The organism is Pseudomonas sp. PKS, assembly GCF_051913525.1.
GTDB classification, from domain to species: Bacteria; Pseudomonadota; Gammaproteobacteria; order Pseudomonadales; family Pseudomonadaceae; genus Aquipseudomonas; species Aquipseudomonas guariconensis_D.
This window is the reverse complement of record NZ_JBEGDO010000036.1, coordinates 1-20960: the sequence shown is the minus strand read 5'-3', so window position 1 is coordinate 20960 and position 20960 is coordinate 1. Positions and strand designations below refer to the sequence as shown.

Genomic DNA, 20960 nt, shown 5'->3' with positions numbered 1-20960 from the left:
GCGATAGTGCGCTATTTACCCCTACGCTGGAAGCGCGCCACTTCGACGAACAGGTCGGAGTTGGCCGGATCGTCCAGGTACGCCAGCACCCTCGACGACGGGCTGTCAATCAGCACACCCTCGCCGTTGTCCTCCGGCACCTCGGTGCTGCGTCCGGTCAGCTCCTTCTTCTTGACCGCCTGCTGCACCTGGTCGACATCGAGGTTATAGATCACCAACTCCTTGCCATCGACGACCTCGAAGCCGCCGATCAGGAAGTTACCGCCCAGGCGCTTGGGCACACCCGCCGACAGGTACCAGCGATTGCCATGCCGGGAAACGGTAAAGACATATTCTTCCGGGGCCTTGCCCTTGGCCGTGGCCACCGCCTTGTAGGCATCCCCGCCCACGCGGCTGATGCTGAGCTTGAGCGGCTCGCCCCAGGCGTCCCTGCTGCTCCATTTGCCAAGCAGTGCCTTGGGCGCTGCCTCGTTGCTGGGCAGGGGCTCATGGAAGGTCACCAGACAGCCACCGAGCAGCAGGAATGACAAAGTCAACAACACCAGACGCCAGGCTTTCATCAGGTTCTCCTTGAAAAGGTCAATCGCCCCTCGGGCCGGTCGTGGCCTAGGCCGATGCCAGCACCAGGTGCAGGTATCGGGTAAGGATAGCGAGCATCTGCCCATCGGCTTGCGCATTCGCATCCTTGAGCAGGCCCTGATATTCCATCTGCTCGATTATGGCCGTCAACATCTGGGCATCCTGCTCGGGCTGACGCGACCCCACCACTTGCAGCATCTGCCGTGCGCCATGCAGGAGGATCTGCTCGTGGGCGCTGACCAGTTCAGCCAGACGCGGGCACAGCAGGGCCTCCTGGCGGAAGGCTTGCTCGGCCATGATGAAGTCACGCCGAGTGTGCAACTGACGACTGACATAGTCGGCCATCATGCGTGCCACCTCGTCCGCCAGGCGTGCCCGGGCTTCGGGACTGCCGTCGCCCTGGGCGAGCAACTGGCGCAGCACCACTTCGGAGCTGGCCCAGAGCTTGGCCATGTAGGCGGCGCTGCGCTCGACGTACTGAGCGAAGGTGTCGGTCAGCAGGTCTTCGATGTCCTTGAAGTAATAAGTGGTCGCCGACAGCGGAACGCCGGCCTCGGCGGCCACCGCTCGATGACGTACACCGCGCACGCCGTCACGCACGATGATGCGCATCGCCGCGTCGAGAATCTGCTGGCGGCGCTGCTCACTGCCCTGGCGGGCTGTCTTGCGTCCCTGGTATTGCACGCTTTCGGCGACGGCGCTTGCCACGCCTGCTGCGCCTTGTTGGGCCATTGCGGGAGTCACGATGAGTACCTCGTTGAATCTCGGTGAGGGTCGATCCCCTCTGCTTTGAGTAAAGACGGTTGTAGCCTGCTGCGGCCCATTCGCGATCAAGGCCGTGCCTGAAGGGTTCGGCGATGTTTCAAAAGTGCTTCGGCACCTGCGCCGTGACCAACCAGTCACACTCGAACCGCAGGCATGAAAAAGCCGCCCCGAAAGGCGGCTTGCTCAGGATGCTCAGGCCTGTGGACGCATGTGCGGGAACAGGATCACATCACGGATCGACGGAGAATTGGTCAGCAGCATGACCAAGCGGTCGATGCCGATGCCTTCACCGGCGGTGGGTGGCATGCCGTATTCCAGGGCGCGGACGAAGTCGGCATCGTAGTGCATGGCCTCGTCGTCACCGGCGTCTTTCTCGGCCACCTGGGCCAGGAAACGCTCGGCCTGGTCTTCGGCGTCATTGAGCTCGGAGTAGGCGTTGGCAATCTCGCGGCCACCGATGAACAGCTCGAAGCGATCGGTGACGGCCGGGTTCTCGTCGTTGCGACGGGCCAGCGGCGACACTTCGAACGGGTACTCGGTGATGAAATGCGGCTGCTCCAGCTTGTGCTCGACCAGCTCTTCGAAAATCATCACCTGCAGCTTGCCCAGGCCTTCATGGCCGAGCACCTTGGCGCCAGCCTTCTTGGCGATCTCACGGGCGCGGTCCACGTCCTGCAGATCGGCGGCGGTAAGCTCCGGGTTGTACTTGAGGATCGACTCGAACACCGACAGGCGGGCGAACGGCTCGCCGAAGTGGAACACCTTGTCGCCGTACGGCACGTCGGTGGTGCCCAGTACCAGCTGCGCCAGCTCGCGGAACAGCTCCTCGGTGAGGTCCATGTTGTCGCGGTAGTCGGCGTAGGCCTGGTAGAACTCGAGCATGGTGAACTCGGGGTTGTGCCGGGTCGAGACGCCTTCGTTACGGAAGTTGCGGTTGATCTCGAACACTTTCTCGAAGCCACCCACAACCAGCCGCTTGAGGTACAGCTCCGGCGCGATACGCAGGAACATGGCCATGTCCAGGGCGTTGTGGTGGGTTTCGAACGGCTTCGCCGCCGCACCACCTGGAATGGTCTGCAGCATCGGCGTCTCGACTTCGAGGAAGTCGCGCTCGATCAGGAACTTGCGGATGTGCGAGATGACCTGGGAACGAACGCGGAAGGTGTGGCGGGTTTCCTCGTTGACCATTAGGTCGACGTAGCGCTGGCGGTAGCGCTGCTCGGTGTCGGTCAGGCCGTGGTGCTTGTCCGGCAGCGGGCGCAGCGACTTGGTCAGCAGGCGCACGTTGGTCATTTCGACGTACAGGTCGCCCTTGCCCGAACGGGCCAGGGTGCCTTCGGCGCTGATGATGTCGCCCAGGTCCCAGGTCTTGACGGCGGCCAGGGTCTCTTCGGGCAGGGTCTTGCGGTTGACGTAGACCTGGATGCGGCCGGTCATGTCCTGGATGACCATGAACGAGCCACGGTTGAGCATGATGCGACCGGCTACCTTGACCGGAATCGCGGCTGCTTCCAGCTCTTCCTTGGTCTTGTCCGCGTACTGCTTCTGCAGGTCGTTGCAGTAGCTGTCGCGACGGAAGTCGTTGGGGAAGGCGTTGCCCTTGGCACGCTCGGCGGCAAGTTTTTCCTTGCGCAGTGCGATCAGGGCGTTTTCTTCCTGTTGCAGGTCTTGCGATTCGGTCTTGAGGTCGCTCATGTCGTCATTGATTCCATCAGGTGTTCGTTGCCCCTGTCGGGCAGGGCACGCGATACGGGCCGAAGGCCTCGTATCGCGGCGGTCGTATGCGGTTTACAGCCCCTGTTTGAGGCTCGCTTCCAGGTACTGGTCGAGGTCGCCGTCCAGGACCTTCTGGCAGTCGCTGCGCTCGACGCCGGTACGCAGGTCCTTGATGCGCGAGTCATCGAGCACGTAGGAGCGGATCTGGTGACCCCAGCCGATGTCCGACTTGCTGTCTTCCAGGGCTTGCGAGGCGGCATTGCGCTTCTGCATCTCCAGTTCGTACAACTTGGCCCGCAGCATCTTCATGGCGGTGTCCTTGTTGGCGTGCTGGGAACGTTCGTTCTGGCAGGCCACCACGGTGTTGGTCGGCACGTGGGTGATACGGACCGCCGAGTCGGTGGTGTTCACGTGCTGGCCACCGGCACCGGAGGAGCGGTAGGTGTCGATGCGAAGGTCGGCCGGGTTGATCTCGATCTCGACCTTGTCGTCGATCTCGGGCGAGACGAACACCGCCGAGAACGAGGTGTGGCGACGAGCTCCAGAGTCGAACGGGCTCTTGCGCACCAGGCGGTGCACGCCGATCTCGGTACGCAGCCAGCCGAACGCGTATTCGCCCTTGATGTGGACGGTCGCGCCCTTGATGCCGGCGACTTCACCTTCGGAGAGTTCGATGATGGTGGCATCGAAACCACGCTTGTCGGCCCAGCGCAGGTACATGCGCAGCAGGATGTTGGCCCAGTCCTGCGCCTCGGTGCCACCGGAACCGGCCTGGATGTCCAGGTAGGCGTTGTTCATGTCCATCTCGCCGCTGAACATGCGACGGAACTCAAGCTGGGCCAGGTTTTCTTCCAGGCCTTGCAGCTCGGTCACAACGTCGTTGACGGCGCCTTCGTCGTTTTCCTCGACGGCCATGTCGAGCAGGTCCTTGCAGTCGGACAGGCCATTGGACAGTTTGTCCAGGGTCTCGACGACCTGCGCCAGCATGGCGCGCTCACGGCCCAGGCCCTGAGCGTACTCGGGCTTGTTCCAGACGGCAGGGTCTTCCAGTTCGCGATTGACTTCGATCAGGCGATCAGCTTTTTGATCGTAGTCAAAGATACCCCCGAATGGACTGGGAGCGTTCGGTGAGGTCCTTGATGGTGTTCAGGATCGGTTGGATTTCCATGGGCGGGCTACTCGTGCGAATTCGGTGAAAAGCCCGCGAGTATAACGCAGTCCTCGCCCTGACGGCAGACCCGCTGGGCGGTAACCGCAAGGCCCGCCGCTGATCGTTTGGGAGCTGGCGACAGCCTGCGATGGGCTGCGCGGCAGCCCCGAAGAGCGTCAGGCCACGCCCACCTGGTTGCGGCCATTGTTCTTGGCCAGGTACAGCCCTTTGTCTGCGGCCGAAATCAGCTGCCGGCTGTGGCTGCCGATGCTCGGCGTGAGGCTCGCAAGGCCGATGCTCACCGTCAGGCGCGCGTCTGCCTCGGGTGCGGTGTGGGGGATGTTCAGGCCCAGGACTGTCTGGCGCAGTTTCTCGGCGATCAGCCGCGCACCACCGGGCGAGGTATTGGGCAGCACCAGGGAGAACTCCTCGCCACCATAGCGCGCCGGCAGGTCGGTCGGGCGCGAGCAGGAACCGCGGATGGCCTCGGCGACCTGGCGCAGGGCCTCGTCGCCCGCCAGATGGCCGAAGCTGTCGTTGTAGGCCTTGAAGTAGTCCACATCGATCATCAGCAGCGACATCTGTTGCTGCTCGCGCATCGCCCGTCGCCATTCAAGCTCCAGGTACTCATCGAAATGGCGCCGATTGGACAGCCCGGTGAGGCCATCGGAGTTCATCAACCGCTGCAGCATCAGGTTGGTGTCCAGCAACTGCTGCTGGCTGACCCGCAGCGCGCGGTAGGCTTCGTCACGTTGCAGCAGGGTCAGGTAGGAGCGGGAGTGATAGCGGATCCGCGCCACCAGCTCGATGGTGTCCGGCAGCTTGACCAGGTAGTCGTTGGCCCCGGCGGCGAACGCCGCGCTCTTGACCAGCGGGTCCTCCTTGGTCGACAGGACGATGATTGGAATATCCTGGGTGGCCGGGTTGTTGCGGTATTCACGCACCAACGTCAGGCCGTCCAGCCCCGGCATGATCAGGTCCTGAAGGATCACCGTAGGTTTGATCCGCATGGCCTGGGCCACTGCCTGGTGGGGATCGGCGCAGAAATGGAAGTCGATGTTCTCCTCGTGGGCCAACCCACGGCGCACCGCCTCGCCGATCATTGCCTGATCGTCGACCAGCAGGACCATCGCCGCACTTTCGTTGATGGTCGTGAAACCTTCGATCGGTAGATCATTCATGCCTATTCACCAGGTCACTGCCGGCCAGGCGGCGTGACTCAATACATATCGTCATTTCGAAAAGATTTCCATCAGTCGGCCCGCGATGCGTTCCAGCGGCCGTATTTCCACGGCGGCCTCGATCGCCGCAGCCGCCTTGGGCATGCCGTAGACCGCCGAACTCTGCTGGTCCTGGGCGATGGTGAGAAAACCACGCTGGCGCATTTGTTTCAGGCCCTGGGCGCCGTCGCGGCCCATACCGGTGAGCAATACACCCACGGCATCGCCCGTCCAGAAACGCGCCACACTCTCGAAGAATACGTTGATCGAGGGGCGGTAGATTTCACCGACAGGCTCGGCCGTATAGCTGAGATGGCCGCTCTGCAGCAGGCGAATGTGATGATTGGTGCCGGCCAGCAACACTTGCCCAGGCTGGGGTGGCTCACCCTCTCGCGCCAAGCGCACCGGCAAGCCTGAGACCCCGCTAAGCCATTCGGCCATGCCACTGGCGAATACCTGGTCGACATGCTGCACCAGCACGATCGACGCGGGAAACTCCCGCGGCAACCCTTTGAGCAGGACTTCCAGCGCTGCAGGTCCACCTGCCGAAGAGCCGATGGCCACCAGGCCACGACGCTGGGACGCCCCAACCAGCGGAGCGGACACAGTGCGGGGCGCCGCGGAGCGTTGCTGGCCGATCAACCAGCCGATATTGAGGATCTTGCGCAACAGCGGGGCTGCCGCTTCACGGGCATCCCCCGCGCCCAGCGAGGGCGTGTCCACCACGTCCAGGGCGCCATGGCCCATGGCTTCGAATACCCGATGCACATTTTGCTTGCGGTCGACCGTGACGATGACGATGGCGCAAGGCGTTTCGGCCATGATCCGTCGGGTCGCCTCGACGCCATCCATCACCGGCATGATCAAGTCCATGAGAATCAGGTCGGGGGTGAACTCGGCGCACCGCGTCACGGCTTCGGCGCCGTTGCTGGCCACCCAGACCACCTGGTGCTCGGGCTCGAAGGCCAAGGCCCGGCGCAGTGCTTCCACCGCCATGGGCATGTCGTTGACGATGGCGATCTTCATCCCTGGGCACCCCCGATCAACTCCACCACGGCGTCCAGCAACGCATCGTCATGGAAACTGGCTTTAGCCAAATAGTAGTCGGCACCGGCGTCCAGTCCACGTCGCCGGTCTTCTTCACGATCCTTGTAGGACACCACCATGACCGGCAGCGATTGCAGGCGCTGATCGCGGCGCACCAGGGTGACCAGTTCGATGCCGTCCATGCGCGGCATGTCGATATCGGTGATCAGCAGGTCGAAATCATCGGCGCGCAGGGCATTCCAGCCATCCATGCCATCCACCGCCACGGCCACGTCGTAGCCCTGGTTGCCCAACAGCTTGCGCTGCAACTCACGCACAGTGAGCGAGTCGTCGACCACCAAGATGCGCTTGCGCACCATGGCGCGACCGCCCCGGGCACCACGCTCGATGCGCTCCAGGCGGCCAGTGCTGAGCAGTTTCTCGACCGAGCGCAGCAAATCCTCGACGTCGATGATCAGCACCACCGAACCATCATCGAGCAAGGCCCCGGCAGAAATGTCCTGGACCTTGCCCAGGCGCGCATCCAGCGGCATCACCACCAGCACCCGCTCGCCGATCAACCGCTCCACGGCCACGCCGTACAGTTGGTCACGCTCGCGAATCACCACCACCGGCAGGCTGCGCTCGTCATCCTGCCCGACCGGGCGGTGAAGCAACTGGCTGGCCGAGACCAGCCCGACATGCCGTCCTTCGTGCCAGAAGTGCTGGCGCCCTTCGATCTGCACGATGTCCTCGGCAGCCACCGCCAGGGTGCGCTCGATGTGCGCCAGCGGGAAGGCATAGGCTTCGCCCCCCACCTCCACCACCAGGCTGCGCACCACCGACAGCGTCAGCGGCACTTCCAGATGGAAGCAGCACCCCTGGCCGGAAACCTGGGTCAGCTCGATCGAGCCACGCAACTCACGCACCATGTGCTGCACCGCATCAAGGCCGACGCCTCGGCCCGACACCTCGGTGACCTTGTCACGCATGCTGAAGCCAGGAAGGAACAGGAACGTGAGCAGTTCCGCCTCGCTCATTTGCGCCACGGTCTCGGCCGGTGACAAGGCCCGTTCGACGATGCTGCGCCGCAGCCGCTCCAGGTCGATTCCGGCGCCATCGTCGGTCAGTTCGAGGATCAGCAGGCCTGCCTGGTGAGAGGCGCGCAGGCGAATCGTGCCGTCGACAGGCTTGCCCGCCAGCAGGCGCCGCTCGGGCAGCTCGATGCCGTGATCGACGGCATTGCGCAGCAAGTGGGTCAAGGGCGCTTCGAGCTTTTCCAGCACGTCACGGTCGACTTGGGTCTTCTCGCCTTCGATCTGCAACTGCACCTGCTTGCCCAGTGATCGTCCAAGATCGCGGACCATGCGGCTCTGCCCGGTCAGGACATCGGCGAACGGCCGCATGCGGCAGGCCAGCGCGGTGTCGTAGAGATGCTGGGCGCGCTGGCTGGCCTGCCAGCCGAACTCGTCGATATCAGCGGCCTGCTGCTGCAGGATCTGCTGGGTTTCGCCCAGCAGGCGTTGAGTCTGGGCCAGGGCCTCGAGCACTTCGTGACTCTGGCCGCTGCCTTCGAGCTGTTGCTTCAGGCCATCGAGGGCCCGCATGCCCTGGCCGTGCATGCGCTTGAGCCGCTGCAGGCTGGCCAGGTAGGGCTTGAGTCGCTGGGTTTCCACCAGCGACTTGCTGGAGAGGTCGAGCAGACTGTTCAAACGATCGGCGGTGACCCTCAGTACCCGTTCGGCCCCTTCGCCACCGAGCTTGCCGACCTTGCGAGGCAGGCTGGGCTCAGGCTCGGTTTCGGGGTCCGGCTCGGGTTCTGCCTGCACCGGTTCGACCTGCGTGGCCTGCGATGGCGCAGGATCGACAGGTGCGGCAGGCCCCGGCACGGGCGCTGCCGTGGGGTCGAGTAGAGTGGCCATCTGCACCAGGAACGCCGGCACCGCGGCTTCGCCATCACGGTCGTTGGGTGTTGCGATGCGCATCAACAGGTCAGTGCCGTGCAGCAAGGCATCGATATGCTCGGGGCGCAGTCGCAGGCGCCCTTCCTGGGCGGCCACCAGACAGTCTTCCATGACGTGGGCGACGCTGACACCGGCATCGATGCCAACGATCCGTGCAGCCCCTTTCAGGGAGTGGGCCGCGCGCATGCAGGCTTCGAGCTGGTCGGCCTGGGTCGGGTTGCGCTCGAGCGCCATGAGCCCGGCACTGAGCACCTGGGTCTGGGCCTCGGCCTCCAGGCTGAACAGCTCGAGCAGCGACGCGTCGCGCATTTGCTCAGGGGTCATGACAGGCTCCGCTTCACGGCCGACAGTACATGTTGTCCATCCAGCACCCGCACACTGCGACCTCGCCATTGCAGCACCGCTGCGGTGAAGTGCGCGGCATCCTGGCCATCGGCCAGGCGTGCCGGATCCAGGCGATGGATACCATCGATCTCGTCCACCGCCATCACCACCGGGCCGCCCTCGGCGGCGAGGATCAGCATGCGCGGCATCACGCGCCCGGTGCGCTCCTGGGCCGGCAGTACCTCCACGCCCAGCAGGCCCGCCAGCGACAGGCAGGGCACCAGTGCGCCACGCACATTGGCCACGCCTTGCAACACCCCGGAGCGCTGGTGCGGCAGCGAATGCACCGACTGTAGCGGTGCGATCTCGGCCAGACAGGCACAGGCCAGCGCCAGCCACTCCTCCCCAAGGCGGAACAACAGCATCGAGCGCCCGACGCTGTCTTCGTCCGGCGGCGGCGCCTCGACCTGCTCGTCCTGCAACAGCGCATAGCGATCGAGCAGCCGCGTGGCCGCACTGGCGTAGACCTGGCAGTTGCGGCAATGAATGTGACGCTCGAGCAATGGGCACTGCTTGTCGCCGTGCACGCCGATACGGTTCCAGCAATCGTCGATGAGCTCATCGTCCCGTGCGATCAGGTGCATGGTTTCACTCATCGTTCAGACTCCCGTCCCACACGTGCTGCCCGCTCCTGCATGCGCCGCGCGCCCGCCTCGTCTCCCTGGGAGGCCAGCAATGCCGCCAAGTGCATCAAGGCCTCGGCATGTTGCGGCTCCAGGTACAGCGCCTTGCGATACTGGCTGATGGCCTCCTGGCTGTCGCCTTCGGTGTCGCTGAGCAGACCGAGCCAGTAGAACACCTGCGCTGTCGGAGCGAACTGCTGCAGGTAGCGCTGGCAGCTGGCGCGGGCCTGCGCGCTTTCACCGGCGTTGGCCTGACGGGCGATTGTGGCCAGCAGCTCGCTCTCACCTTGGGCGTGCGACGGCGAGCGCAGTGGCGACGACAGGGGACGCGACAGGCGCACCGGACGGCTGGCAGGCCGTGGGGCCTGGGAAGGCATGGACGGGGGACGATTGATCGGTGCAACTTGCGCGACAGGTGCAGGCGTCGGGGCTGGCGCCTCCTGGCGTACGTAGGCGAACGACTGGGCGATGCCCAACGGGCGCATGCCCAGCCTTGCCAGCAGGCTGCCCTCGGCAGGGCCGATGAACAGCACGCCCTGGGCATGGGTCAGGTGCTTCAGCACTTCGAACACCCGGCGCTGGGTCGGGACGTCGAAGTAGATCAGCAAATTGCGGCAGAACACGAAGTCGTACAGCCCTTGCTGACTCTTGAGTGCAGGATCGAGCACGTTGCCGACTTGCAGATCGACCTGGCGTCGTACCCGCTCGTCCAACTGGTGGCCTTCGTTGGTTTCGCTGAAATGCCGGTCACGGAACGCCAGCTCGCTGCCCCGGAAAGAGTTGCGCCCGTAGATGGCCTGTTTTGCGCGGGCGATGGAGCTGGGGCTGATATCCATGGCGTCGACACGAAACGCAGCCGGGTCCAGGCCACCCTCGAGCAACGCCATGGCGATCGAATAGGGCTCCTCGCCCGTGGAGCACGGCAGGCTGAGGATTCGCAGCGGCCGCAGACCGGCAAGTTCGGCCAGGCGCTTGTGGGCCAACCCCACCAGCGCGGTGAAGGACTCGGGATAGCGGAAGAACCAGGTTTCCGGGACGATCACCGCCTCGATCAGTGCCTGCTGCTCGCTGGCCGATTGCTGCAGGCGCGACCAGTAATGGTCCAGGCCATCGGCCTGCACGGCAGCGCAGCGCTGGCGCAAGGCACGTTCGACCATGGGTGCACCGACCGACTCGACGTCAAGGCCGATGCGCTCCTGCAGGAAACGGAAGAAGTGATGTTCGATCATGCCGGCTCCTGCCCTGGCGGCTCGGGGAACAGCAGATCGCGGACATCGTCCGGCAGCAAGTCGTCCACTTCGATACGCTGCAGCAGACCCCGGGTATCCTGGCGCACCGGCCCCAGGTAAGGCGCGTCGGCGTTGTCCAGCCCATACGGCTGGAACTCATCGGGCCGGCATCGCAAGGTGTCGGTGGCCTGCTCCAGAATCAACCCCAATTGCCGGTCGCCGCCATAGTGCACCAGCACAAGCCGGGTGCTTGTACGCACTGGGGCCGGGGTGGCGAAGCTCAGCGACGAGAGATCGATCACCGGGACCAGGGCGCCACGATGGGCCAGGATACCGGCGACCCACGCAGGCGCCTGGGCAATGGGCTTGAGCGTGCGCCGTGGCAATACCTCGATCACCTCGCGTACGTCCAGGGCAAAGCGCTGCTCGCCGATGCAGAACTGCAGATACAGCACCGCCTTGGCACCGTCGGCCTGTTCCTGATGGGGTTGCACGTCGTTCATCGCCGTCAGACTTTGAAGCGCGACACACCGCCGCGCAGTCCGGCAGCCACCTGGCTCAACTCATCGATGGCGAAGCTCGCCTGGCGCAAGGACTCCACGGTCTGGGTGCTGGCATCGCTGAGCTGGGCCAGGGCCTGGTTGATCTGCTCGGCACCGGTGGCCTGAGCCTGCATGCCTTCGTTGACCATCAGCACCCGCGGCGCCAGTGCCTGAACCTGGTGGATGATCTGGGTGAGCTGCTCGCCCACCTGCTGGACCTCGAACATGCCCCGTCGCACTTCCTCGGAGAACTTGTCCATGCCCATGACCCCGGCCGAGACGGCGGACTGGATTTCCCGCACCATTTGCTCGATGTCATAGGTTGCCACGGCGGTCTGGTCGGCCAGGCGACGCACCTCGGTGGCCACCACGGCGAAACCACGGCCGTACTCACCGGCCTTCTCCGCCTCGATGGCGGCATTGAGCGACAGCAGGTTGGTCTGGTCGGCCACCTTGACGATGGTCACGACCACTTGGTTGATATTGCTGGCCTTCTCGTTGAGGATTGCCAGCTTGGCGTTGACCAGGTCGGCGGCACCCATCACCTGGTGCATGGTCTCTTCCATGCGTGCCAGGCCCTGCTGGCCAGAGCCGGCAAGGACCGAGGCCTGGTCGGCGGCGGAGGTCACCTCGGTCATGGTACGGACCAAGTCACGGGAGGTAGCGGCGATTTCCCGCGAGGTGGCACCGATCTCGGTGGTGGTGGCGGCGGTTTCGGTGGCAGTTGCTTGTTGCTGCTTGGACGTGGCGGCGATTTCAGTGACCGAGGTGGTCACCTGCACCGACGAACGCTGGGCCTGGGCAACCAGGTCAGCCAGCGCCACGGCCATTTCGTTGAAGCCGGTCTCGATGCTGCCGAACTCATCCTTGCGGGCGAGGCTCAGGCGCATGCTCAGGTCGCCCGAGCGCAACTTGTCCAGGGCATGGACGATGCGCTGCACGGGCGCGGTGATGGCACGCAGCAACAGCAGACCGCAGATACCGGCAGCCAGGATTGCCAGCAGCAACGAGACGATCATGCTGCCCTTGGCCGTAGCTACGGCACTGACGATGTCGTTGGTAGCGGCTTCGGCGGATTCGCGATTGCTTTCGATGACACGGTTCAGGTGCTGACGGCCATTGATCCAGGCCGGGGTGAGGGATTCGTTGATCAGACGCTCGGCTTCGGCATAGTGCTTCTGCCGATATGCTTCCAGCACCTGGTCGACGATCTTCATGTAGTCGGCTTCAAGCACCCTGAACGCATCGAGCGCGGCCTGATCGTCCGGATCATGGACCGTCGCCTGGTAGCTGGCCATCTGCTGCTTGAGGCGCTCATCGAAACTCTTGAACTCGGCCAGGTCGGCCGGGGTGATTTCCCGCCGACCGGACAACCCCACCAACTGCTGGCTGGTGACGTAGCTGTCGACCCAGGCGCTGCGAAGCATCGAGCTGTAGTAGAAGCCGGGAATACTGTCCGAGCCTACTGCCTCTTCACTGGCCTCGATCGCCACCAGCCGCGAGTAGGCGGCGACGATCATCAGCAGCATGATGGCGATGATCACGGCGAAACTTGCCAGGATCCGTTGGCGCAAGGTCCAGTTCTTCACGTTCAGCCCTCAGGAATTCATTACGAGCGGGGAAAAATCGCCAGAGTATAGCCTAGGCGCCCCGCCCGTTCGCGGCTGATTTTGCAGGCTGTGGAGGCGTCCCGACCTTGGTGGAACAATGCCCTGTGGCCTACCCGGCAGCGAGGCGGACCTGATCCTCAAGCTCCTGGCGCAGGCCAGGATCCAAACGCAGTTGGCGGGCCAGTTCGTCCAGGTAGGCGCGCTCCATGAAGTTCTCCTGATCGACCATCATCACGCTGGCCAGGTACATTTCGGCCGCCATCTCAGGCGTCTGTGCGGCAGCGGCCACTTCGGCGGGGTCCAGCGGTTTGTTCAGTTCGGCGTGCAGCCAATGCTGGAGCTCGCGATCATTGTCCAGGCGGACGAATTCACCCTCGATCAAGGCGCGCTCGCGCTCATCGATATGCCCGTCCGATTTGGCCGCCGCCACCAGGGCGCGGAGCACCGCCTGGCTGTGCTGCTCGGCCTGGGCCGCTGGCAGCCGATCAAGGGTACGAGGCTCGTGGGCCGCGGTCTGCCCCTGGCGCGCCTGCCAGTTGCCGTAGGCCTTGTACGCCAGCACACCGAGCGCAGCCAGGCCACCGTAGGTGAGCACCTTGCCGCCATACTTGCGGGCCTTCTTGCTGCCCAGCAGCAGCCCCAGGGCACCTGCCGCCAGGGCACCACCACCCGCGCCGGAGAGCAGGCTGCCCAGCCCGCCCTTGCCTGACTGGCCGCCCAGCAGATCAGCCAGGCCCGCCCCCTTGGCGCCGCCGCCCTTGCCTTGCTGGTTTTGCAGCAACTCCTGACCGGATTTGAGCAGTTGATCGAGCAAGCCACGGGTGTTCATCTGGCATTACCTCTTGCTGAAATGGAAAGCCCCAGATTAGGCCTGTGGACTGAACTCACGCTTAATGCATTTGCATCCGGATGTTGCGTAGCCACCGGCAAAAAACGAACTAGACTCGACATCGCATGCGCCTGCCTGCACGGCCCCCAGGTCCGCGACAAGCGCACTACGCTTACCCCATCGCTTCGCTGCTTTCTTGATGACTGCCCCGATCAAAAATTCCAAAAGAGGGAACACCATGTCAGTGCACAAGACCGCATTGTCCAGCGCCGTGATCGGCGCCCTGCTGGCCAGCGCCAACCTGCAGGCCGCAGGCCTGCCCCAGAGCATCGGCGATGGCGAGGGGCGCCTGGATATCGTCGCCTGGCCCGGCTACATCGAACGCGGCGAAAGCGACAAGGCCTACGACTGGGTCACCGGATTCGAGAAAGAGACAGGCTGCAAGGTCAGTGTGAAGACCGCCGCGACCTCCGACGAAATGGTCAGCCTGATGACCAAGGGCGGCTACGACCTGGTGACCGCCTCGGGCGACGCCTCGCTGCGCCTGATCGTCGGCAAGCGGGTACAGCCGATCAACACGGCGCTGATCCCCAACTGGAAGAACATCGACCCACGCCTGCAGAACGGCGGCTGGTACGTGGTCGACAAGCAAGTCTATGGCACGCCTTACCAATGGGGCCCGAACGTGCTGCTCTACAGCACCGCAGTGTTCAAGCAACCGCCCGCCAGCTGGAGTGTGGTCTTCGAGCCCCAGAACCTGCCGGACGGCAAGCCGAACAAAGGGCGGGTACAAGCCTACGATGGCCCGATCTACATCGCCGACGCCGCGCTCTACCTGAAATCCACCAAGCCCGAGCTGGGCATCCAGGACCCCTACGAGCTGAACGAAACCCAGTACAAGGCCGTACTCGACCTGTTGCGCCAGCAACAGCCGATGATCCACCGCTACTGGCACGATGCGACCGTGCAAATGAGCGACGTTAAGAACGAAGGCGTGGCCGCCTCCAGTTCCTGGGGTTACATGGTCAATGGTCTGAAGGCCGACAACCAGCCGGTCGCTTCGACCATCCCGAAGGAAGGCGCCACCGGCTGGGCCGACACCACCATGCTGCACAGCGAAGCCAAGCACCCCAACTGCGCCTACAAATGGATGGACTGGTCATTGCAACCGAAGGTCCAGGGCGACGTCGCGGCCTGGTTCGGCTCCGTGCCGGCGGTGCCCGCCGCTTGCACCGGCAGCGAGCTGCTGGGCGCCGAGGGCTGCAAGATCAACGGGATCGACAACTTCGACAAGATCGCGTTCTGGAAGACGCCGCAGTCCAGCGGCGGCAAGTTCGTCCCTTATAGCCGCTGGACCCAGGACTATATTGCGATCATGGGCGGACGCTGACAGATCGACTGATTGTTGTTCCGGCTTCTTCACGGGTGACCCTGCTCGGTACGGCGCAATCGCCGTGGGAGCGGGTTCATCCGCGAAAGGGTCTACGCGGTAGATAAAATGCACGGAGCCAGCGCAATGCCCCTAGCAGTCCAGCTCACCGAGGTTTCCCGCACGTTCGGCGACATCAGGGCCGTCGACCGGGTCAGCATCGATATCCAGGAAGGCGAGTTCTTTTCCATGCTCGGCCCCTCAGGCTCGGGCAAAACCACCTGCCTGCGCCTGATCGCCGGCTTCGAACAACCGAGCAGCGGCTCGATCCGCCTGCATGATGTGGAGGCGGCTGGACTGCCGCCTTACCAGCGTGACGTGAACACGGTATTCCAGGACTACGCCCTGTTTCCGCACATGAACGTGCGCGACAACATCGCCTATGGCCTGAAGGTCAAGGGTATCGCCAAGGCCGAACGCTACAGCCGTGCCGACGAGGCCCTGGCGATGGTCGCCTTGGCAGGCTATGCCGAGCGCAAGCCGGCGCAGCTCTCCGGCGGCCAGCGCCAGCGCGTTGCCCTGGCCCGCGCCCTGGTCAATCGACCACGGGTGCTGCTGCTCGACGAGCCGCTCGGTGCCCTGGACCTCAAGCTGCGCGAACAGATGCAAGGCGAGCTGAAGAAACTCCAGCGGCAATTGGGCATCACCTTCATCTTCGTCACCCACGACCAGACAGAGGCCTTGTCGATGTCCGACCGCGTCGCGGTGTTCAACCGGGGCCGCATCGAACAGGTCGATAGCCCACGCAATCTGTACATGAAACCGGCGACCACCTTCGTCGCCGAATTCGTCGGGACCTCCAACGTGATCCGCGGCGAGCTGGCCCAGCAGCTCACCGGAGACGTCTCGCCTTTTTCCATCCGCCCCGAACACATCCGCCTGGCAGAGCACGCGGCAATCGCCGAGGACATCCAGGTCAGCGGCTTGCTGCACGATATCCAGTACCAGGGCAGTGCCACGCGCTACGAAGTGCAGCTGGATAACGGCCTGCTGTTGACCGTCAGCCAGGCCAATGACCGTTGGCAGGAGCGCCCCCTGCCCTGGCAGCTGGGACAGCGTGTGCAGGCCCATTGGCCCCGCGCCGCAATGAGACACTTGCGCGAAACCGTCCTGGACGAGGTCCAGCCAAGATGACCCTGGCGATGGAGAGCCCGTCGTTGATCAGAAGGCTCGGCACCCTGCTCTACCGGCGGCCGAACCTGTACCTGTCGCTGCTGTTGATCCCACCCTTGACCTGGTTTGGCGCGATCTACCTGGGCTCGCTGCTGAGCCTGCTCTGGCAGGGGTTCTACACCTTCGACGACTTCACCATGGCGGTGACGCCAGACCTGACACTGGCCAACTTCACGGCCCTGTTCGCCCCGGCGAACTTCGACATCATCCTGCGCACCCTGGCCATGGCGCTCGCCGTGTCAGTGGCCAGCGCGGTGCTGGCCTTCCCGATCGCCTACTACATGGCCCGCTACACCTCGGGGCGGACCAAGGCGTTTTTCTACATCGCCGTCATGATGCCGATGTGGGCCAGCTACATCGTCAAGACCTATGCCTGGACACTGCTGCTGGCCAAAGGTGGCGTGGCCCAGTGGTTCATCCAGCAGTTGCACCTGCAGGCCCTGTTGCAGGCGATCCTCGCCGTGCCCGGCATGGGTGGCAGTACCCTGTCCACCTCGCACCTTGGACGGTTCCTGGTGTTCGTCTACATCTGGCTGCCGTTCATGATCCTGCCGATCCAGGCCTCGCTGGAGCGCTTGCCGCCCTCGTTGCTACAGGCCTCGGCCGACCTGGGCGCCCGGCCGAGCCAGACCTTTGTGCTGGTGGTGCTGCCACTTGCGGTACCGGGTATCGCCGCCGGGTCGATCTTCACGTTCTCCCTGACCCTGGGCGACTTCATCGTGCCGCAACTGATCGGCCCGCCGGGCTACTTCATCGGCAGCATGGTGTATGCCCAGCAAGGGGCGATCGGCAACATGCCCATGGCCGCGGCGTTCACGCTGGTGCCCATCGTGCTGATCGCCGTCTACCTGTCGATCGTCAAACGGTTGGGGGCCTTCGATGCACTCTGAAAAAGCCTCGCTGGGCCTGCGCCTGGCGGCCTGGGGCGGGTTGGTGTTCCTGCACTTTCCGATCCTGATCATCCTGCTCTATGCCTTCAACACCGAAGACGCGGCATTCAGCTTTCCCCCGCGCGGCTTCACCCTCAAGTGGTTCGCCGTGACCTTCGCCCGCCAGGACGTACTGGAGGCGATCAAGCTGTCGCTGCAGGTCGCCTGCCTGGCCACGGTGATCGCCCTGGTGCTTGGCACCCTGGCCGCGGCGGCGCTGTACCGGCGCAGCTTCTTTGGCAAGGAGAGCATCTCGCTGATGTTGATCCTGCCCATCGCCTTGCCCGGCATCATCACCGGCATTGCCCTGCTCTCGGCCTTCAAGACCCTGGGCATCGAACCTGGGCTGCTCACCATTGTGGTAGGCCACGCCACGTTCTGCGTGGTGATCGTCTACAACAACGTCATCGCCCGCCTGCGCCGTACATCCCAGAGCCTGATCGAAGCCTCGATGGATCTGGGCGCTGATGGCTGGCAGACCTTTCGCTACATCATCCTGCCCAATCTCGGCTCGGCGCTGCTCGCGGGTGGCATGCTGGCATTCGCCCTATCGTTCGACGAGATCATCGTCACTACCTTTACCGCCGGCCATGAGCGCACACTGCCGATCTGGTTGCTCAATCAGCTCAGCCGCCCGCGCGACGTGCCAGTCACTAACGTGGTCGCCATGCTGGTGATGCTGGTGACCATGCTGCCGATACTCGGCGCCTATTACCTGACCCGTGGCGGCGAGAGCGTCGCGGGCAGCGGCAAATGACCTAGGAGGAGTCCCGATGCAAACCCGAATGCTGATCAACGGTCGCCTGGTCGCAGGCGAAGGCCCCGCCTGGACCGTGCTCAACCCTGCCCTTGGCAGTGCCTTGGCGCAGATCAACGAAGCGACCGAAGCCCAGGTCGATGCCGCCGTCCGCGCCGCTGACCTGGCCTTCGATACCTGGTCGCAAACCACCCCGAAGGAGCGCTCAGCGGCGTTGCTGGCCCTGGCCGACACCATCGAACAGCATGGCGAGGAATTGGCCAGGCTAGAGTCGCAGAACTGCGGCAAGCCCTTTGCCGCCGCGCTGGGTGACGAGATTCCGGCCATCGCCGATGTGTTCCGCTACTTCGCCGGTGCCGCGCGCTGCCTGGGCGGTTCGGCGGCGGGTGAGTACCTGCCAGGACACACCTCGATGATCCGTCGCGACCCACTGGGTGTGGTTGCCTCCATCGCCCCATGGAACTACCCGCTGATGATGCTGGCCTGGAAGATCGCCCCGGCCCTGGCGGCAGGCAACACCGTGGTGCTCAAACCCTCGGAGATGACCCCGCTCACAGCCCTGCGCCTGGCGGAGCTGGCCCAGGACCTGCTGCCGGCCGGGGTACTCAACATCGTCTTTGGCCGTGGCCAGACGGTCGGCGCGCCGCTGGTCACCCATCCCAAGGTGCGCATGGTCTCGCTGACAGGTTCCATCCCCACCGGCGCACATATCGTCAGTTCCACTGCTGACAGCGTGAAACGCATGCACATGGAGCTGGGCGGCAAGGCGCCGGTGCTGGTCTTCGACGACGCCGACCTCGACGCGGCCATCGAGGGGATCCGCACCTTCGGCTTCTACAATGCCGGCCAGGACTGCACCGCCGCCTGCCGCCTCTATGTACAGGACGGCATCTATGATCGCTTCGTCGAACGTCTGGGCGAGGCAGTGGCAAGCCTCAAGCCGGGCCTTCAGGATGCGCCCGACACCGAGCTCGGCCCGCTGATCAGCGCACAGCACCGCGACAAGGTCGCAGGCATGGTAGAGCGCGCCATCGCCCAGCCGCACATTCGTCTGGTCACCGGCGGCAAGGTCATCCCGGGAGAAGGGTTCTTCTTCGAACCAACCGTGCTCGCCGATGCCCTGCAGGACGATGAAATCGTGCGCCACGAAGTCTTCGGGCCGGTGGTCTCGGTGACGCGCTTCAGTGACGAAGCCCAGGCCCTGGCGTGGGCCAACGACTCGGACTACGGGCTGGCCTCGTCGGTCTGGACCCGCGACACCGGCCGCGCACACCGCTTGGCCGCGCGCCTTCAATATGGCTGCACCTGGGTCAACACCCACTTCATGCTGGTCAGCGAAATGCCTCATGGCGGTCAGAAGCATTCGGGTTACGGCAAGGACATGTCGATGTATGGGCTCGAGGACTACACCTGCGTGCGGCATGTGATGATCAAGCACTGAGCCAGAAGCGAACGGGTCGGGGCTGTTTACAGCCTCGATTTGATTCCGAGCCACCGTGTGAGAGCAACTGTGGCGTTTACCCGCGAATGCGTCAGTGAACTCACCGTCGCATTCGCGGGTAAACCTTGTTGGTAATACTCGAAGAGGTGGGCTTCAGTCCCTCAAGTCCGACTCATGGATCGGGTTGGCCCGGCTGGTCGCGCGCTGGTACTGGGCTGGCCAGGTGGCCTTGTTGCCGCCCAGGTCATCGTCGGCATGCAGGGGCCAGTAGGGGTCGCGTAGCAATTCACGGGCGAGGAAGATGATGTCTGCCTGACCGGTTCGCAGGATGTGTTCGGCCTGGGCCGGTTCGGTGATCATGCCGACCGTGCCGGTGGCGATTTCCGACTCCTTGCGTACACGCTCGGCGAAGCGAGTCTGGTAGCCAGGCCCCGTGGGAATCTCGGCGTTGACCGAGGTACCGCCGGAGGACACGTCGATCAAGTCCACGCCGAGGGTGCGCAGGCGCCGGGCCAGTTCGACGGTTTCATCCGGGTTCCAGCCGTCTTCGACCCAATCGGTGGCCGACACCCGCACGAACAGCGGCAGCTCTTGGGGCCAGACATTGCGCACCGCCTCAGTCACCTCCAGGGTCAGGCGGATGCGGTTCTCGAAGCAGCTGCCGTAGCGGTCCCGGCGCTGGTTGCTCAGCGGCGAAAGGAACTGGTGCAGCAGATAACCGTGGGCGGCATGCACTTCGACTACCTTGAAACCCGCAGCCAATGCTCGACGGGCGGCATCGGCAAAGGATTGGACGATACCGGCGATCTCGTCCTCGGAGAGTTCGCGGGGCACGGTGTGCTCTGGATCGAAGGCGATCCGGGATGGGCCGACCGGCTGCCAACCGCCCTCCTCGACCGTCACGCTGCCATGCTTGCCCAGCCAGGGGCGATGGGTGCTGGCCTTGCGTCCAGCGTGGGCAAGCTGGATGCCCGGCACGGCGCCTTGGGCCGTGATGAAGCGGGTGATGCGTTGCAGGGGTGGGATCTGTGCGTCATTCCACAGGCCCAGGTCCTCGGCACTGATACGGCCGTCGGGGGTCACCGCCGTCGCTTCGGTGATCACCAGGCCAGCACCGCCAACGGCGCGGCTGCCCAGGTGCACCAGGTGCCAGTCATTGGCCAGACCATCTACAGCGGAGTACTGGCACATGGGGGAAACGGCAATGCGGTTGGGCAGGGTCAACTGACGCAGGGTGTAAGGCTCGAGCAGCAGGCTCATGAGGGCACCTCCCAGGGACTCCAATGGTTTGGCCGGTCCGGGCACTTGTGTGGGGCCTTGGTCCGGTATCGGTCTTTTTCAGACTAGACCAGATAGGGGGTGGTGGTTTTTTTGTGTTGGGTTTGGGTTTGGGCTTTCAGGTTGTGTGAATATCCGGTGTTGGTGGCGGCGCCCCCGGCGCTTTCCGCCTTCACGGCGGGTCACTTTGGTCTTGGCCAAAGTAACCAAAGCCGTTTTGCTCCCGCATACGGCCCCTGCGCTGCGCTCCGGGGTTCCCTCCGCTCCGGTGCCTTTCGGGGCTTCGCGGCCTCCGGTTTGCTGCGCAAACCTCCAT

18 protein-coding genes are annotated in these 20960 nt (G+C 64.2%); 5 read left to right on the top strand and 13 right to left on the bottom strand.

What is annotated here, in order from left to right:
- Positions 1-11: 11 nt before the first annotated feature.
- From ABOA88_RS23505 to ABOA88_RS23450, 12 genes are all read right to left on the bottom strand, one after another.
- Positions 12-560 (bottom strand): hypothetical protein, encoded by a 549-nt coding sequence (locus ABOA88_RS23505; RefSeq protein WP_196167625.1) that lies wholly within the window; start codon positions 558-560, stop codon positions 12-14.
- Positions 561-606: 46 nt separating this feature from the next.
- Positions 607-1311 (bottom strand): TetR/AcrR family transcriptional regulator, encoded by a 705-nt coding sequence (locus ABOA88_RS23500; RefSeq protein ID WP_043213763.1) that lies wholly within the window; start codon positions 1309-1311, stop codon positions 607-609.
- A 225-nt stretch (positions 1312-1536) separates the two neighbouring features.
- Positions 1537-3039: a lysine--tRNA ligase gene (gene lysS, locus ABOA88_RS23495; RefSeq protein ID WP_043213762.1), complete on the bottom strand. Its 1503-nt coding sequence runs from the start codon at positions 3037-3039 to the stop codon at positions 1537-1539.
- 93 nt (positions 3040-3132) lie between these two features.
- Positions 3133-4228, bottom strand: a protein-coding gene (prfB, locus tag ABOA88_RS23490) for a peptide chain release factor 2 (protein ID WP_102082206.1) whose coding sequence is annotated in 2 segments (ribosomal slippage) — positions 3133-4155 and positions 4157-4228 — 1095 coding nt in all. Because the reading frame shifts where the segments join, the coding sequence is not laid out codon by codon here.
- Positions 4229-4386: 158 nt separating this feature from the next.
- Positions 4387-5391, bottom strand: coding sequence for a diguanylate cyclase (locus tag ABOA88_RS23485; protein ID WP_367851444.1), 1005 nt, complete (start codon positions 5389-5391; stop codon positions 4387-4389).
- Between the two features lie 51 nt (positions 5392-5442).
- On the bottom strand, positions 5443-6456 hold the full coding sequence (locus ABOA88_RS23480) for a chemotaxis response regulator protein-glutamate methylesterase (RefSeq protein ID WP_196167628.1): 1014 nt from the start codon (positions 6454-6456) through the stop codon (positions 5443-5445).
- Positions 6453-8744, bottom strand: a complete 2292-nt coding sequence (locus ABOA88_RS23475) for a hybrid sensor histidine kinase/response regulator (RefSeq protein WP_367851445.1) — start codon at positions 8742-8744, stop codon at positions 6453-6455. Before ABOA88_RS23475 ends, ABOA88_RS23480 begins: the two co-directional genes overlap by 4 nt.
- Positions 8741-9400 carry a chemotaxis protein CheW gene (locus tag ABOA88_RS23470; RefSeq protein ID WP_419183362.1) on the bottom strand — a complete coding sequence of 220 codons (660 nt, stop codon included), beginning with the start codon at positions 9398-9400 and terminating at the stop codon, positions 8741-8743. Before ABOA88_RS23470 ends, ABOA88_RS23475 begins: the two co-directional genes overlap by 4 nt.
- Entirely contained in the window at positions 9397-10656 is a 1260-nt protein-coding gene (locus ABOA88_RS23465; RefSeq protein ID WP_196167630.1) for a CheR family methyltransferase, read from the bottom strand. The genes ABOA88_RS23470 and ABOA88_RS23465 overlap by 4 nt, the downstream gene beginning before the upstream one ends.
- On the bottom strand, positions 10653-11159 hold the full coding sequence (locus tag ABOA88_RS23460; protein ID WP_196167631.1) for a chemotaxis protein CheW: 507 nt from the start codon (positions 11157-11159) through the stop codon (positions 10653-10655). Before ABOA88_RS23460 ends, ABOA88_RS23465 begins: the two co-directional genes overlap by 4 nt.
- A gap of 5 nt (positions 11160-11164) precedes the next feature.
- Positions 11165-12787 carry a methyl-accepting chemotaxis protein gene (locus ABOA88_RS23455; RefSeq protein WP_196167632.1) on the bottom strand — a complete coding sequence of 541 codons (1623 nt, stop codon included), beginning with the start codon at positions 12785-12787 and terminating at the stop codon, positions 11165-11167.
- Positions 12788-12917: 130 nt separating this feature from the next.
- Positions 12918-13637, bottom strand: a complete 720-nt coding sequence (locus ABOA88_RS23450; protein ID WP_196167633.1) for a tellurite resistance TerB family protein — start codon at positions 13635-13637, stop codon at positions 12918-12920.
- 238 nt (positions 13638-13875) lie between these two features.
- Here ABOA88_RS23450 and ydcS point away from each other — a divergent pair, with 238 nt between their 5' ends.
- The 5 genes from ydcS to ABOA88_RS23425 all read left to right on the top strand — a co-directional run bounded on the left by ydcS (position 13876) and on the right by ABOA88_RS23425 (position 19366).
- The gene (ydcS, locus tag ABOA88_RS23445; protein ID WP_367851446.1) at positions 13876-15027 is read left to right on the top strand and encodes a putative ABC transporter substrate-binding protein YdcS; all 1152 of its coding nucleotides are present in this window, start codon (positions 13876-13878) and stop codon (positions 15025-15027) included.
- A gap of 126 nt (positions 15028-15153) precedes the next feature.
- On the top strand, positions 15154-16200 hold the full coding sequence (locus tag ABOA88_RS23440) for an ABC transporter ATP-binding protein (protein WP_367851447.1): 1047 nt from the start codon (positions 15154-15156) through the stop codon (positions 16198-16200).
- Entirely contained in the window at positions 16197-17129 is a 933-nt protein-coding gene (locus ABOA88_RS23435; RefSeq protein ID WP_367851448.1) for an ABC transporter permease, read from the top strand. Before ABOA88_RS23440 ends, ABOA88_RS23435 begins: the two co-directional genes overlap by 4 nt.
- The gene (locus ABOA88_RS23430) at positions 17119-17925 is read left to right on the top strand and encodes an ABC transporter permease (RefSeq protein WP_043213737.1); all 807 of its coding nucleotides are present in this window, start codon (positions 17119-17121) and stop codon (positions 17923-17925) included. Before ABOA88_RS23435 ends, ABOA88_RS23430 begins: the two co-directional genes overlap by 11 nt.
- A gap of 16 nt (positions 17926-17941) precedes the next feature.
- Positions 17942-19366 carry a gamma-aminobutyraldehyde dehydrogenase gene (locus tag ABOA88_RS23425; RefSeq protein ID WP_196167637.1) on the top strand — a complete coding sequence of 475 codons (1425 nt, stop codon included), beginning with the start codon at positions 17942-17944 and terminating at the stop codon, positions 19364-19366.
- A 153-nt stretch (positions 19367-19519) separates the two neighbouring features.
- Here the strand turns inward: ABOA88_RS23425 and ABOA88_RS23420 are convergent, their stop codons facing one another.
- Positions 19520-20626: an NADH:flavin oxidoreductase/NADH oxidase gene (locus tag ABOA88_RS23420; RefSeq protein WP_196167638.1), complete on the bottom strand. Its 1107-nt coding sequence runs from the start codon at positions 20624-20626 to the stop codon at positions 19520-19522.
- Positions 20627-20960: the final 334 nt, after the last annotated feature.